Raw genomic sequence first — 13,904 nt, forward strand, 5'->3', positions numbered from 1 at the left:
TGTTGCGGTCAGTGCCAGCGGCGGAAAATCAACGAGGTGTTGACGCCACCAAAAGCGAAATTGTTGTTCATCACGTATTCGTGATGCATCTGGCGGAATTCGCCGCGCAGGTAGTCGAGCTTGCCGCAGTGCGGATCGACCTCGTCGAGGTTGAGCGTGTGCACGTACAGATCGCGATTCATCATCTCGATGCTGAACCACGACTCCAGCGCGCCGCAGGCCCCCAGCGTGTGGCCGAGGAAACTCTTCTGCGAGCTGATCGGCATGTGTTCGCCGAACAGACTGCTGGTCGCCAGTGTTTCGGCAATGTCGCCCTGTTCTGTAGCGGTACCGTGACCATTGACGTAACCGATGGCATCCGGCGCAAGCCCGGCGTCTTCCAGCGCCAGTTCCATTGCACGGCGCATGGTGACCTGCTCGGGGCGGGTAGTGTGCTGGCCGTCGGCGTTGCTGCCGAAACCGACGATCTCGGCGTGGATCCGCGCACCGCGAGCCAGCGCATGCTCCAGCTCTTCGAGCACCAGCATGCCGCCGCCTTCGCCGATCACCAGACCGTCGCGGCCCTTGTCGTACGGGCGTGGGCTGGTCTGCGGTGCATCGTTTTTCAGGCTGGTGGCGTAGAGCGCGTCGAACACCATGGCTTCGGTCGGGCACAGTTCTTCGGCACCGCCGGCGAGCATCAGCGGCAGCCGTCCGAACTTGATCGCCTCGTAGGCGTAGCCGATGCCCTGACTGCCGCTGGTGCAGGCGCTGGACGTCGGGATCAGCCGCCCGGTGAGGCCGAAGAAGATGCTGATGTTGGCCGCGGTGGTGTGCGGCATCATCCGCACGTAGGAGTTGGCGTTGAGGCCCTCGGCCACCGAATTGAGCAGCATATTGCCGAACGCCTTGATCTCGTCGGTGCTGCCGGTGGATGAGCCGCAGGCCACACCCATGCGTCCGTCCTTGATCGATTCGTCACCGAGCAGGCCGGCGTCCGCCAGTGCCTGTTCCGCCGCGCCCACCGCCAGCCGTGACACCCGGCCCATGCTGCGCAGTTGTTTGCGGGTCCAGTGCGCCGGCACGACAAAATCATCGATCGGCCCGGCCAAGCGGGTGTTGAGTTCGCTGAAGCGGTCCCACTCGTCCATCCGGCGGATGCCGCTGCGGTTGGCTGCGAAGTTCCCGGCGATGGTCTGCCAGTCGCTGCCCAGCGAGGTGATGCCGGCCATGCCGGTGACGACGACGCGCTTCATCAGCACAAACCTCCGTTGACCGCCAGAACCTGGCGGGTGATGTACGAGGCTTCCGCCGACATCAGGAAATTCACCGCAGCGGCGACCTCTTCCGGGGTGCCCATGCGTTGTGCGGGGATCATTTTCATCAGCTCTTCCACCGGCACGTTTTCGTCGAGCATCGCCGTGTCGATCAGGCCCGGCGCGACGCAGTTAACCGTGATTTTGCGCTTGCCCAGTTCAATCGCCAACGCTTTCGCCGCACCGATCACCCCGGCCTTGGAGGCGCTGTAGTTGACCTGGCCACGGTTGCCGATCAAACCCGACACCGAGGTGATGCAGACGATCCGACCGGCGGCGCGACGACGGATCATCGGCATCATCACCGGGTGCAGGACGTTGTAGAAACCGTCGAGATTGGTGCGCAACACCACGTCCCAATCGTCATCGCTCAGCGCCGGAAAAGCGCCATCGCGGGTCAGGCCGGCGTTGAGTACCACGCCGTAATAGGCGCCGTGGGTTTCGACGTCGGCTTCGAGAATGGTTTTGCAGGCTTCGCGGTCGGCGACGTCGAATTGCAGGGTGCGCGCGCTGCGGCCCAACGCTTCGACTTCGGCTTTCACGGCCTGGGCTTCAGCCACGCCGCTGCGGCAGTGCAGGACGATGTCATGCCCGGCCTGCGCCAGACGCAAGGCAATGGCGCGGCCGATGCCACGGCTGGAGCCGGTGACCAGTACGGATTCAGTCATCGTTCGACTCTCTGTTTTGTTCAAGGTATTGGCTGGGCTGCGGCGGGCGGAACACGTTCAAGCGTGCGCTGGCTTGTATGTCAGGCCCGTGGATGTGGCATTCGAAAACACCCATGCCGTTGTCGTCTTCCAGCGAACGGATCCCGTGGATGGTCAGTTCGCTGCCAGCCGGGAAGGCCTCGACGTTGCACTCGAATTTGCGCGTGCCGAGCAGGAACCCCAACTCCACCGGGTTGCCCTTCCGCCGTGCATGGCATCCGGCAAACGCGGCGACGCTTTGCGCCATCAACTCAACGCCAACCCACGCTGGCAGGCTGCCGTCGGGCAGGCTGAACAAACCGTCGGGCTTGACCATGAGGCGGGTGTGGATCTGCTCTTCGTCGAAACTGAGGATGCGGTCGAGCAGAATCATGTCGCCAGCGTGGGGCAGCAGTTCGGCGAGCGGCCAGTCGTTCATGGGGCGTCTCCGATAATCAGGCTGACGTTGTTGCCGCCGAAAGCAAACGAGTTGCTCATCAGGTAGCGGGGTGCAATGGACGACAGGCGTTCGCTCGCGGTCACCCACTTCAGCGCCGGCAAGTCGGGGTCGGGCCGGGCGTCCCAGACGTGTGGCGGCAAGGCGTGCTGCGGGTTGTCGGCGCTCAGGCTCAGCCAGCAGAACGCCGCTTCGAGGGCACCGGCAGCGCCGAGGGTGTGACCGGTCATCGGCTTGGTCGACGAGCAGGCCACGCCTTCAGGAAACAGCGTGGCAACCGCCAGACTTTCCATCGCATCGTTGTGCTGGGTCGCCGTGCCGTGCAGGTTCAGGTAGTTGATTTGCGCCGCTTGCAGCTGCGCGCGGTGCAAGGCTTTCTGCATCGCTTGCAGGGCGCCGCGACCGCTCGGTTCCGGCGCGGAGATGTGGTGCGCGTCGGAGCTGGCACCGCTGCCGAGCAGGGCAATGGCCGGGCCGTCGCTGCGTTGCTTGCTCATCAGGAACAGCACCGCCGCTTCGCCGATGTTGATGCCGTTGCGGTTGGCCGAGAACGGATTGCAGCGCTGGTCAGACACCGCTTCCAGTGAACTGAAACCGTTGAGCGTGAGTTTGCACAGGCTGTCGACCCCGCCGCACAGCACCGCGTCGCACAGGCCCAGATCGAGCAGGCGCTGCGCGCTCATCAACGCCCGCGCACTGGACGTGCAGGCGGTGGAAATCACATAGGCCGGGCCGCTGAGTTGCAGCCAGTCGGCGAGAAAATTCGCCGGGGCGCCGAGTTCCTGTTGCCGATAGTCGTATTCGCCAGGGAACTGCTGCTCGCGAAGGTAATGCGCCAACCCGCGGCTGGCTTCGTCGATCCCCGAAGTGCTGGTGCCGAGCACCACGCCGATGCGCTCGCGACCGTAGGTCTGGATCGCCCGGTCGATGTCCTCGCGAATCTGCAGCGCGGCTTCCAGCAACAGTTGATTGTTGCGGCTGCTCTGGTCGGCCAGTTCGGCCGGAATCGCCGCCAGCTCACCGTGCACCGCCGCCACCGGCAATTCATGCCCGGCCACCCAGCCGGACTCGCGGCGCATCCCCGAGCAGTCACCGGCAAACAGGTTTTGCGCGACCTGTTGCTTGTCGCGCCCCAGCGCGCAAATCACGCCGAGGGCATTGAGGTAGGCAGTCATGGCGTCGGTTCACCGAGGGGAGAAACCCGATAGTTCGGGCCTTGGGGCAGATTCAATTGGAAACTCAACGGTTGTGCATAACGGATCGTCCAGCGCGGCGCCAGCGTGCGTTGCTCGCCCTGCTGCTGCGCGGCGGGATAATTGCGCGCCAGTTCGCCGGAGGGGGTCAGGGCGAACAGCAACGCGGCAAACAGCTCCCGGGCTTCCGGGTTGGGCGGCAGCAGCCCGTCGGCCTGCCAGCGACCGTCGATCAGTTGCTGACGCGCCTGGGGGATGCCCAGCGGATCCATCATCGACCAGCGAATGCCGGGGCCTTCGCGCTGGATCACCAACAGCCAGTCCTGACGCTGATCGGCTTGTTGGCGTTCGATGTGCAATTGCATCGGCAGCGGCAATGTCGGGTTGCCCGCTGGCAACGGCGCCTGGCTGGCGCAACCACTCAACAGGGCCGTTAGCAACAATACCAGCCACACCACAACCCCTGTGGGAGCGGGCTTGCTCGCGAAGGCGTCGGCACATCCGACATCAATGCAAGCTGACCCAGCGCTTTCGCGAGCAAGCCCGCTCCCACAGGTTAAGTGTTGCATCAGCAAGCCCCTGCCAATGGTTTTCGCGCGACGACATTCACCAAGGTCTCCTCACGCTCGCCAAACGGCTTCGGCCGGCGCAATCCAAACCGTTCCAGCAGTCCGAAATCCTGCGACCGGCTCCACCACAGATACGGGTACGAAACGTTGCGCTCGCCGAACTCGAAACCCTGCTGGCGAATCATCTCCAGGTACTGCGCCGCGCTCTTTTGCACATGCATCGGATGACGGAACAGCCAGCGGATCACCCAAGTATCAATGTAAGCCTCGGTGGACTCGGCGAACAGCAGATAACCGCCCGGTTTGAGCACGCGGTAGAACTCGGCGAGGGCTTTTTCCTGTTCGACCAGATGATGAAAGGTCTGATGGCAGAACAGCAGGTCGACACTGGCATCGGCGACATTGAGCGTTGCGCAATCGCTACCGATCAGCTCCACATCGAAACCCTGGCGCGCCGCTTCTTCGGCGCTCAATTGCAGGCTGTGCGGATCGGCATCGACGCCGATCAGACGCTGTGGGACGAAGGTCTGGCGCAGGTGGCGGAACGATTTGCCCTGACCACAGCCGGCATCCAGCAGCACCGGATTGGCCGGCAGCGACTCGCTGAACAACCCGCGCAGGTCGTTGATCGCCACGCGCAACACATGGTGCTGCCAGGTGTGGCTGCGCAGGAACCAGAAACCGAAGCGGGTTTCCTCGACGTAGCTGTCGCTCAAGTAATTCATGGGGCGTCCTTTGCACAGAGTTCGGAAATCATCTTCAACCGGCGGCGCGCTTCGCTGACGAACGGGTTGCGTTCATCCCAGGCGTAGCCGGCGAGGATCGAGCAGATCATTCGGCGAATGTCCGCCTGACTGTCTTGATAAAAAATCACGTCCTGAAAGGTGCCGGCGTACCAGCCTTCGACGTAGCAGCGGAAGGTGTCGACCCCGCGCTTGAGCGGCTCGGCGAACTCGCGCTGCCAGTCGACGGTTTCGCCCTGCAACTGCCGGTGCAGGACAGCGGCGGCCATGCTCGCCGAACGCATGGCGATGGTCACGCCCGAGGAGAACACCGGGTCGAGAAATTCCGCGGCGTTGCCGAGCAGGGCGAAGCCCGGGCCATGCAGGGTTTTCACATTGGCCGCATAACCACCGAGGGTGCGCGCCGGGGTGTCCCACACCGCGTTGTTCAACACGCCGGCGAGGCTTGGGGTTTCGGCGATGAAACCACGCAGGCAGGCATCCAGATCGCTGTCGCGACCCTTGAAATGTTCGGCGGCGGCGACCACGCCCACCGAGCAGCGACCGTTGCTGAACGGGATCGTCCAGAACCAGATGTCGCGGTGCTCGGGATGGGTGGTGACGAGGATCTTCTCGCGGTCGAAGGCCGGATTGTCGATGTGATCTTCAACGTGGGTGAACACCGCCTGGCGCACCGGGAAATTCGACGGCGCTTCCAGATCGAGCATGCGCGACAGCACCCGCCCGTAGCCGCTGGCGTCGAGCACGAAATCCGCTTCGACGCGGTACTCGCTGCCGTCTTCGCGTAGCACGTCGAGCTGCGGTCTGGCGCGGTCGAAATCAACGCGGACGATGGCGTCGCCGTAGCGAATTTCGGCACCCTGCAATTCGGCCTGATCGGCCAGCAGCTTGTCGAAATCGGCGCGCTGCACCTGGAACGTGGTGGGTTTACCTGCGCTGAAGGTGTCGCTGAAATCGAAGGCGCTGTAGCGCTCGCCCCAGGCGAACGCAGCACCGGTCTTGCGCTGGAAGCCGGCGGCGTTGACGGCGTCGAGCATGCCGGCTTCTTCGACGAAGTCCAGGCAGTGACTCAGCAGGCTTTCACCAATGGAAAACCTCGGGAAGTGCTGGCGCTCGATCACCAGCACATCGTGGCCCTTGCGCTTGAGCAGGGCGGCGGCGATGGCGCCGGACGGGCCGGCACCGATGATCACTACCTGACGACGTTGCATTTCAACGGTTGGCACGTGAACTCCCGGGCACAGTGGCGGTGGTTTTCAGGGGCGCGCGGTGCAGGCCGATCAGGGCCGGCAGCAGCGTCGCGATCAGGCCCATCAGCATCAGCGCGAAGTACAGCGCCGGGCTGATCAGCTGTTGTTGCAGCAACAGATTGAGAAAGACGATTTCGCTCAAGCCGCGAATGTTCAGCAGCACGCTTTCACGCCAGCGGCTGGCGCCTTCGAACGATGCACCGGCCCAGCCCAGACCCAGCCAGTTGCCGAGCAGTTTACTGGCAATCGGCAACAGCAGCAGCGCCGCCCATTGCACTGCGCCGAGGCTGGCGAGGGCACTGTGCACGTCGATCTGGACGATGCCGAAGGTGAGGATCAGCGGGATCGCGATCCACGTCTGCAAACGGCTCATCCACCGCGCCGGCAATGGCAGCACCAACGGCACTTTCAGCAACGCCATGCACAGCAGATAACCGATGCCGAAAATCAGCGCGTTGAGTTTGTAGTGCTCGGCCAACACCAGCAGCGCAAAGAAGCCGAGGCTGTAGGTCAGTGGTCGGCGCACGCGCAGCAGATGCAACAGCAGCGGCACGCAGGCCAGGCCGAGTGGCAGCAACAGGCTGCTCAGATGCAGACTGCCCTGAGCGAGACCGAACAGCGTCCAGCAGGTCAGGTCGATGATGATGGCGGTCTGCACCAGACGCCGGGTGGCGGCGGGCGGATAGTCGATGTGGCGCAGGTACAGGTACAGCACCGGGATCGCGGTGATCGCGAACACCAGCCCAATGGCCAGCGAGTTCAGCCACGGTTGCGCCGGTAGCAGCCAGCAGGCGGCGGCCAGACCGGAGGCAAATGGCACGGCAAAACTCGGCACGGCGATTTTCACGCTCTGGCGGTCCAGCCGCAGGTCGATCACATCACTGAGAATGTGCCCGAGCAACAGCGCGAAACTCAGGCTGTAGAGGTGTTTCAGCCACCCCGGTGCAATCAGTTGAGCACCGCTGAGCTGCCAGCCCGGTTCGATCCAGAAGTACATCAACAACGGCAAACCGAAGCTGGCCAGCAGCAACTGGCTGACGATCGGGATCAGGCCGAAATGCCGGCCGATACGGGTCGCCACGGCGAACAGCGCCAGGGCCATCAGCCAGAAACCGACGACCATCATGCTGCCGGCTCTGCGACGGCGGCGCGGTGGACGTGACGTCCGGCCCACGGCGCCAGAATGAAACTGAAAGCCAGCCCCAGGCTCACTGACAGGCCGAAATTGCTCACCGCCGGCGTGCTCGACACCGCCAGTAGCCCGAACGACAGCCAGGTCGTCAGCGCCGCCAGCAAGGTGCCCAGCAGGCTGACCGCCGCACCGCCGACCTGCTCACGCATGAGGATCGCGTAATCGACGCTGATCGCCGTCACCAGCAGCAGGCCGAACAGGCTGAACAGGGTCAGCGGCTGACCGAGCCAACCGAGGCTGGCCAGGCTGCACAGCGCCGCCAGCAGCGGCAGGGCGACGATGCGCAAGGCGCCGCCGAAGCCGAACGGCACGGTCAGTACCAGCACAATCAACACGCAGGAGGCGAGTTTCAGTTCGGCGGCGCTGATCTGGGTCGCGGCGAATACATTGTTCAATTCGCCGAGACGATCCACCAGCGTCACCCCCGGCAAGTCCAGCGCCTGCACCCGCAGCAGTGACGGATTGTTCAGGCCCTGCAGGCTGGTCATCGCCGCCACGCCGTCAGCGGTCGGGCCGAGCCACAGCGTACGGTAAGGCTCGCCTAACGGCCCGGCCAGTGCGGCGTCGATGTCTTCGGCAGGCAGGTTCTGCAGCTGCTGCAACTCGGTTTGCAACGACGCGAGCGGTACGCCGAGGTCGAGCAATGGCTGCCAGTATTGCGGCAGTTTGCTCAGCGCTTCGCGAACCTGCTGTTGCTGGCTCGGCGGACTGAGCAGTTGGTCGAGGGCCAGATAGCCTTGCAGTTTGTCGAGGTTGACCAGTTGCTGCAGACGTTCGCTCAGTGCGGCCTGACGCTCCAGCAGTTGCTGCTGATTGGCGCCGCGCACGAGGAAGAACTGGCTGGTCGGCTGATAGCCGGTGATGCGTGCGATGGTTTGTGCTTCATCGGTCAGGCGTTGTGGCGCACCGACCCACTGGCGGATGTCGTTCTTGCTTTGCAGCTGCACCAGACCGCCGGCGCAGAAGGCGACCAACAGCGCCAACAGCACCGGGGTGCGCACGTGTTCGAGCAGGGTTTCGCGCAGCTGCACCAGACGCTCGGCCAGGCGCAGCGGCCATTGCGCCGGTTGCAGTTCAACGTTTTTCAGCAGGGCCGGCAGCAGGCACACCGCCGACAGGTAAGCACCGAGCAGGCCGGCAGCGGAGAACACCGCGATTTGCGTCAGCGCCGGGAAGGGCGTCCAGGCCAGCGCAAGATAACCGATGGCGCTGGTGATCAGGCTCAGCGTCAGTCCGGAGAGGGTCAGGCGCAGCGCCGGCCAGCTGCGCCACGGCTTGAGGCTCCAGCTTTTCGACAGATAGTGCAGCGGGTAATCCACCGCCACGCCGATCAGGCTGGAACCGAGCACCAGGGTCATCACGTGCATGTGGCCGAACAGCGCCACGCAGGCCACCGCGCCGAACAGCATGCCCACCAGCACCGGCACGAACGCCAGCAGTACCCGCCAGCGACGAAACGCCAGCAGCAGCAACAGCAGAATGCCGACCGTCGCGCCGCCGCCAACCCAGGTCATTTCGCGGGTGGCTTGCTGCTGACCGTTGGCGGCGTAGAGCAGACCGCTGGCGGCCAACAGTTGCACGTCGGATTTCGCCGCCTGCTCGCGACTGTGCTGCAGCAGATCAGCGACTTGCAGCGGCAGATTCATGTCGAAGGCATTGCCGGTGGTGCGCGCGCGCAGCAGCACCCAGCTCTTGCCGTCGGCATCGGCGACCAGTGCGCCGCTGCCGATGTCCAGTTGCACCGCGCCGTGTTTCGGCTGGCTGTTCTGAATGCGTCCGGTCAGGCCCAGCCAGTCGTCCTGGCTCGGCACCAGCGTGAACCCGTTGAACGGGTCGAACAGCGCCTGCACCCGTTGCTGAATGAACGCATCGGGATGCTCGGTCAGCAGTTGCCGGTCATCTGCCGAGAGCATCGCCAGTCGACCTTGCAGCAGTTGCGTGCGCAGCGCCGGCAGATCCGCCTGCAGGTTCCACTGGACCTTTTCGAACAGACCGCTGGTCTGCCATTGCTCGCCCAGAGTCTGCGCCATGGCCACCGCTTGCTGGCGATCGGCGTGGCCGACCAATACCAGCATTTCCCGATTAAGCGGCTCCTGCATGCGTTGTTCGGCGCGCAGTTCGAGGGCGTCAGGATTGGTTCCGGGCACCAGCTCCATGAGGTTGGCCGACAGCGGCGCACCGTCGCGCCACTGCCACCCGGCCAGCGCGACGACCGCCAGTAGCAGGATCAGGAACAGCCGCGGCAGCCTGCGTTCACTCGGCAAAGTCATGTTGCTCCGCTTCGCTCAACGGTTGTCCGGCGCTGCTGTCCTGCATGCGCAGCACGGTGCTGTCGCCCTGGGTTTCCAGCAGTTCGATGGTCTGTACTAGGGCACCGCCGTCGATATTGATCTGATTGAATACCTGCTTGAGCAGCACCGAGCGCGGGGTCAGGGTGAGTTTCCACTGCTGTGCATCGCCGCTCAGGGCCAGTTCGAAATCCCGTTGCAGACCGCTGCTGTCGCCTTGCAGCACAGCGAGGAACAAGCGGTTCTGTTCTGCACCGGCGCTCTTGTTCGGCAGCAACTGCCAAACGTTGCCGTCGCGACGGGCGATGCCGTTGGCGGTGATGCGGTAATCCTGTTGCAGCGGGCTCTTGAGCAGCCAGAGCAAGCCGTGATTTTTCGCCAGCACGAAGCTGCCCTTGCTGATCAGCGGCTGAGGCAGCGCGCGCAGGTGTTTTTCCTGAATGAACTGGCCGTGGATCACTTCCGGTTTCGCCAGTTGCTCGCTGAGCTGTTGCAGGTCGAAGGCGCTGGCCAGTGTCGACACGGCGAGCAGTGCCATCGCGCCAAGGCATTTGCAGAACAGGTTCATCGCAGCATCCCTTCCACCGCATCGGTGAACACTTTCGGTGAGGCCAGTTGCATCTCGCGGCTGCTGATCTCGACCGCTACCTGCACCGAGCTGGCGCGGGTCAGGCGTTCGCCGGTCTGCAGGTCGGTGATCAGATAATTGATCTTCAAGCGGTTCTCCCACTCCACCAGACTGGCGCGCACGTTCAAGCGCTGGCCGAACACCGCGCCCCGCACATAACGCAGTTGCAGGTCGATGATCGGCCACGCGTAACCGGACTCGGACATCTGCGTGTAGTTGTGGCCGATCTGATCGAGCAGCGCGCAGCGCGCCACTTCCAGGTATTTGACGTAGTGCCCGTGCCAGACCACGTGCATGGTGTCGACGTCGAAAAACGGCACGAGGATTTCCGTGTCGGCGTGCAGGACTCCGGCGCTACGCATGCAGCCTCCAGTGTTGCTCGGCGATGCGTTGCAGACACAGGCGCAGTTCGCCTTCCAGTGCACGGTCTTCGATGACCGGCGGGAAGTCCTTGGTCAGCTCTTCGTGCATGGCGGCCAGCGAAGGTGGCAGCGCACGCGCGTCTTCATCGCGACCGCGCAGCCAGACGCCCTGATTGGCCGCAAGCAGCGTGGCGGCGGCGACCTGTTCGGTCAGCTCCAGTACACGGATCGCGTCACGGGCGGCGATGGTGCCCATGCTCACCTTGTCCTGGTTGTGGCACTCGGTGGAGCGTGAGAACACGCTGGCCGGCATGGTGTTTTTCAGCGCTTCGGCGGTCCAGGCACTGGTGCCGATCTGCACGGCTTTGAAGCCGTGATTGATCATGGCGCGATCCGCCGGGGCGCCGGACAGGTTGCTCGGCAAGCCATGGTTGTAGCGCTCGTCGACCAGCAGCGCGAGCTGCCGGTCGAGCAGGTCGGCGACGTTGGCCACCAGATTTTTCAGGCTGTCCATGGCGAACGCGATGTGCCCGCCGTAGAAGTGCCCGCCGTGCAGCACGCGCTCGGCTTCGGCGTCGATGATCGGGTTGTCGTTGGCGCTGTTGAGTTCGGTCTCGATGAACGCACGCAGCCAGTTCAGGCTGTCGGCCAGCACCCCGAGCACGTGCGGGGCGCAGCGCAGCGAGTAGCGATCCTGCAGGCGATGCAGCGGCGCGGTCGGCGCGTCGATCGCCAGATCCTTGCGCAGCCACGCGGCGACTTGTATCTGCCCCGGATGCGGCTTGGCGGCGAACAGACGCTCGTCGAAGTGTTCCGGGTTGCCTTGCAGCGCGACCACGTTGAGCGCGGTGATGCGCGTGGCCAGTTGCAGCAGATAGTCGGCGCGGGCGAACGCGAGGCAGGCGAGGCCGGTCATCACCGCCGTACCGTTCATCAAGGCCAGCGCTTCTTTCGGGCGCAGCACCAAAGGCGTCCAGCCCAGTTCGTGATGCACGTCGGCAGCCTGGCGACGCTCGCCACGGAACAGCACTTCGCGCTCGCCGGACAGGGTTGCGGCAACGTAGGACAGCGGCGTCAGATCACCGCTGGCGCCGACCGAACCTTCTTCCGGAATCAGCGGCAGGATGTCGTGTTCAAGGAAGGCATGCAGGCGCTCCAGCAGTTCGATTCGCACCCCGGACACGCCGTGGCACAGCGACTGCAAGCGCGCCGCCAGCACCGCGCGTGTGGCTTGGGCGTCGAGCAGTTTGCCGAGGCCGCAACCGTGGAAGGTGTAGAGATGACGCGGCAGTGCCTCGACGTGATGCAGCGGCACCGCGACCACGCAGGAATCGCCGTAACCAGTGGTCACGCCGTAGATGACGCCTTCCTTGTCCAGCAGCGAATCGAGGAACCGTGCGCCTTTGGCGATACGCTCGCGGTAAGCGGCGTCGCTCTGCAACTGCACGGGCGCCTGACGGTTGGCCAGGGCCAGCACGTCTTCGATGCGCAAAGGGCGTTCGCCGAAGGTTACCGGCTCATGGGTTGGCGTCGTCATCGGTCTTCCAGAAAGGGTAAAAGTTGAACCATTGGTGCGGGGCTTCGAGGCAATAGTGACTCAGGCGCTGCGCATAGCGGGTGGCCCACTGATGAATGACCTGCTCGCGCTCGCGGCGCGTCCACGTCACGCTGTCGGCGAACGGCTCGAGGGTCAGGCGATAGTGGCCGTCCGGTTGTTTCAGGCACATCAGCAGATTGACCGGGCATTTGAGCAAACCGGCCAGCAACCACGGGCCTTGCGGAAACGCTGCCGGGTGGCCGAGAAAATCCACGGTGACGCTGCGCCCGCCATGCAACGGTACGCGGTCGCCGGCAATCGCCAGCCATTCGCCGCGCTCCAGACGTTCGTGCAGTTGCAGCATGATCACCGGATCCAGTTCGCTGACCTGAATCAGGCGCAGATTGGTCGCCCCGGCCTCGCCCAGCAAGCGGTTGAACTGCTCGGCGTGCTTGGTGTGCACCAGCACATTCATGGTGACCTTTTCGCCGATCTCGGCCAGCGCCCGGCATACCTCAAGGTTGCCCAGGTGCGCGCCGACCAGCAGTTGCCCGCGACTGCCGCGCAACTGATTGCGCAGCAGTGCCGGGTCGATGATTTCGATCTGCTCGATGCGCAGCTTGCCGTTCCACACGTCGAGCTTGTCGAGCAGCGAATCGGCGAACGCCATGAACTGGCGGAACACCCGCCAGTAACTCGGGCGCAATTCGGCGCGGTTGCTCCAGTCGGCCAGCCGTTGCTGGTATTGCCAGGCACTGTTGCGCGCGGTGCGGCCGAACAGGAAGAAGTACAGGACGATGCCGTACAGCAACGGACTGAGCAGGCGTCGGCCAAGCACCTTGGCGGCGAACGCGGTGAATTTCATCAGCAGGAAGCTGCCGCGCTCTTCGCGGTCGGCCCAGTGCTTCTTGTCGGTCTCGACGCTCATGTGCGCCACCGGCGCCAGAGGATGACGGGCAGGCGCAGCAGCATGCCGAAGAACAACCGGGTGTGCATGCTGGAAATCAGCGCGTTGTCGTGCAGCAGACGGAAGTGCGAGACGCCGTCCAGCGGGTAATGCACGCTGGTCTGCAGCCAACGCATCGGCTGGTTGCGCCACGACAGGCGCACGAGGATGTCGGAGTCGAAATCCATGCGCTTGCCGACCCGCGCCGAGTCGATCACCGCCAGCGTCGGAGCCAGCGGATAGACGCGAAAGCCGCACATCGAATCGCGGATCTGCAGCGACAGCGTGTTGATCCAGACCATCACGTGGGTCAGATAACGCGCATACAAACGGCCCTTGGGCACGCTCTCGTCGAACAGCGGATAACCGCAGATCATCGCGTCCGGGTGGGCGCGGGATTCCTCGACGAAACGGGCGACGTCGTGCAGGTCGTGCTGGCCGTCGGCGTCAACTTGCAGGGCATGGGTGAAGCCCAGACGAGCAGCTTCGCGCAGGCCGGTCATCACCGCGCCGCCCTTGCCCTGATTGAGGGTCAGGCGCACCAGATGCACGCTTTCGCGTTCGGCCAGCGCATCCAGCACGCGCGCGCAGGACGGGGTGCTGGCGTCGTCCACCAGAATGCATGGCAGGCCCCGGGCGAGCAGGGCATCGACCACGGTGCCGATCGCGGTTTCATGGTTGTAGACCGGAATCACGGCGCAGGGGTTATGCATGATTCACGCCCCCATTGTGGCGAGGGAGCTTGCTCCCGCTCGAGT

14 protein-coding genes are annotated in these 13,904 nt (G+C 64.2%); all 14 read right to left on the reverse strand.

The genetic code is table 11. The features are described 5' to 3' along the window. Positions 1-8: 8 nt before the first annotated feature. Genes CKW11_RS14360 through CKW11_RS14425 form a run of 14 tightly spaced genes read right to left on the reverse strand, consistent with a single transcriptional unit; the run spans position 9 to position 13,859 of the window. Complete coding sequence (locus CKW11_RS14360) at positions 9-1,235, reverse strand: beta-ketoacyl-ACP synthase (RefSeq protein WP_095138031.1); 1,227 nt, start codon at positions 1,233-1,235, stop codon at positions 9-11. Beyond that, the gene (gene fabG / locus CKW11_RS14365) at positions 1,235-1,963 is read right to left on the reverse strand and encodes a 3-oxoacyl-ACP reductase FabG (RefSeq protein ID WP_095138032.1); all 729 of its coding nucleotides are present in this window, start codon (positions 1,961-1,963) and stop codon (positions 1,235-1,237) included. Before fabG ends, CKW11_RS14360 begins: the two co-directional genes overlap by 1 nt. Then, positions 1,956-2,420 carry a hotdog family protein gene (locus tag CKW11_RS14370; RefSeq protein WP_095138033.1) on the reverse strand — a complete coding sequence of 155 codons (465 nt, stop codon included), beginning with the start codon at positions 2,418-2,420 and terminating at the stop codon, positions 1,956-1,958. The genes fabG and CKW11_RS14370 overlap by 8 nt, the downstream gene beginning before the upstream one ends. Then, a complete protein-coding gene (locus tag CKW11_RS14375; protein ID WP_095138034.1) occupies positions 2,417-3,613 on the reverse strand; it encodes a beta-ketoacyl-[acyl-carrier-protein] synthase family protein in 1,197 nt (398 codons plus the stop codon). Before CKW11_RS14375 ends, CKW11_RS14370 begins: the two co-directional genes overlap by 4 nt. Next, positions 3,610-4,200 (reverse strand): hypothetical protein, encoded by a 591-nt coding sequence (locus tag CKW11_RS14380; RefSeq protein WP_177440001.1) that lies wholly within the window; start codon positions 4,198-4,200, stop codon positions 3,610-3,612. Before CKW11_RS14380 ends, CKW11_RS14375 begins: the two co-directional genes overlap by 4 nt. Further along, the gene (locus tag CKW11_RS14385; RefSeq protein WP_095138036.1) at positions 4,200-4,925 is read right to left on the reverse strand and encodes a class I SAM-dependent methyltransferase; all 726 of its coding nucleotides are present in this window, start codon (positions 4,923-4,925) and stop codon (positions 4,200-4,202) included. The genes CKW11_RS14380 and CKW11_RS14385 overlap by 1 nt, the downstream gene beginning before the upstream one ends. Beyond that, positions 4,922-6,169, reverse strand: coding sequence for an NAD(P)/FAD-dependent oxidoreductase (locus tag CKW11_RS14390; RefSeq protein WP_095138037.1), 1,248 nt, complete (start codon positions 6,167-6,169; stop codon positions 4,922-4,924). The genes CKW11_RS14385 and CKW11_RS14390 overlap by 4 nt, the downstream gene beginning before the upstream one ends. Next, positions 6,156-7,319 (reverse strand): sodium:proton antiporter, encoded by a 1,164-nt coding sequence (locus tag CKW11_RS14395; protein WP_095138038.1) that lies wholly within the window; start codon positions 7,317-7,319, stop codon positions 6,156-6,158. Before CKW11_RS14395 ends, CKW11_RS14390 begins: the two co-directional genes overlap by 14 nt. After that, positions 7,316-9,655, reverse strand: a complete 2,340-nt coding sequence (locus CKW11_RS14400; RefSeq protein ID WP_095138039.1) for an MMPL family transporter — start codon at positions 9,653-9,655, stop codon at positions 7,316-7,318. The genes CKW11_RS14395 and CKW11_RS14400 overlap by 4 nt, the downstream gene beginning before the upstream one ends. Beyond that, the gene (locus CKW11_RS14405; protein ID WP_095138040.1) at positions 9,639-10,241 is read right to left on the reverse strand and encodes an outer membrane lipoprotein carrier protein LolA; all 603 of its coding nucleotides are present in this window, start codon (positions 10,239-10,241) and stop codon (positions 9,639-9,641) included. The genes CKW11_RS14400 and CKW11_RS14405 overlap by 17 nt, the downstream gene beginning before the upstream one ends. Then, on the reverse strand, positions 10,238-10,663 hold the full coding sequence (locus CKW11_RS14410; protein WP_095138041.1) for a thioesterase family protein: 426 nt from the start codon (positions 10,661-10,663) through the stop codon (positions 10,238-10,240). Before CKW11_RS14410 ends, CKW11_RS14405 begins: the two co-directional genes overlap by 4 nt. Continuing rightward, positions 10,656-12,200, reverse strand: coding sequence for a histidine ammonia-lyase (gene hutH / locus CKW11_RS14415; protein ID WP_095138042.1), 1,545 nt, complete (start codon positions 12,198-12,200; stop codon positions 10,656-10,658). The genes CKW11_RS14410 and hutH overlap by 8 nt, the downstream gene beginning before the upstream one ends. Then, positions 12,181-13,128, reverse strand: a complete 948-nt coding sequence (locus CKW11_RS14420) for a glycosyl transferase (protein ID WP_095138043.1) — start codon at positions 13,126-13,128, stop codon at positions 12,181-12,183. Before CKW11_RS14420 ends, hutH begins: the two co-directional genes overlap by 20 nt. Then, on the reverse strand, positions 13,125-13,859 hold the full coding sequence (locus CKW11_RS14425) for a glycosyltransferase family 2 protein (protein WP_095138044.1): 735 nt from the start codon (positions 13,857-13,859) through the stop codon (positions 13,125-13,127). The genes CKW11_RS14420 and CKW11_RS14425 overlap by 4 nt, the downstream gene beginning before the upstream one ends. Positions 13,860-13,904 lie beyond the last annotated feature (45 nt).

The organism is Pseudomonas sp. Irchel s3a10, from assembly GCF_900187525.1.
Classification (GTDB): Bacteria; Pseudomonadota; Gammaproteobacteria; order Pseudomonadales; family Pseudomonadaceae; genus Aquipseudomonas; species Aquipseudomonas koreensis_G.

Coding starts and splice junctions, on each gene's coding strand:
- CKW11_RS14385 (WP_095138036.1), bottom strand. CDS start 4,925: ATGAATTACTTGAGCGACAGCTACGTCGAGGAAACCCGCTTCGGTTTC.
- CKW11_RS14380 (WP_177440001.1), bottom strand. CDS start 4,200: ATGCAACACTTAACCTGTGGGAGCGGGCTTGCTCGCGAAAGCGCTGGG.
- CKW11_RS14370 (WP_095138033.1), bottom strand. CDS start 2,420: ATGAACGACTGGCCGCTCGCCGAACTGCTGCCCCACGCTGGCGACATG.
- fabG (WP_095138032.1), bottom strand. CDS start 1,963: ATGACTGAATCCGTACTGGTCACCGGCTCCAGCCGTGGCATCGGCCGC.
- CKW11_RS14360 (WP_095138031.1), bottom strand. CDS start 1,235: ATGAAGCGCGTCGTCGTCACCGGCATGGCCGGCATCACCTCGCTGGGC.
- CKW11_RS14410 (WP_095138041.1), bottom strand. CDS start 10,663: ATGCGTAGCGCCGGAGTCCTGCACGCCGACACGGAAATCCTCGTGCCG.
- CKW11_RS14420 (WP_095138043.1), bottom strand. CDS start 13,128: ATGAGCGTCGAGACCGACAAGAAGCACTGGGCCGACCGCGAAGAGCGC.
- CKW11_RS14375 (WP_095138034.1), bottom strand. CDS start 3,613: ATGACTGCCTACCTCAATGCCCTCGGCGTGATTTGCGCGCTGGGGCGC.
- CKW11_RS14405 (WP_095138040.1), bottom strand. CDS start 10,241: ATGAACCTGTTCTGCAAATGCCTTGGCGCGATGGCACTGCTCGCCGTG.
- CKW11_RS14395 (WP_095138038.1), bottom strand. CDS start 7,319: ATGATGGTCGTCGGTTTCTGGCTGATGGCCCTGGCGCTGTTCGCCGTG.
- CKW11_RS14425 (WP_095138044.1), bottom strand. CDS start 13,859: ATGCATAACCCCTGCGCCGTGATTCCGGTCTACAACCATGAAACCGCG.
- hutH (WP_095138042.1), bottom strand. CDS start 12,200: ATGACGACGCCAACCCATGAGCCGGTAACCTTCGGCGAACGCCCTTTG.
- CKW11_RS14400 (WP_095138039.1), bottom strand. CDS start 9,655: ATGACTTTGCCGAGTGAACGCAGGCTGCCGCGGCTGTTCCTGATCCTG.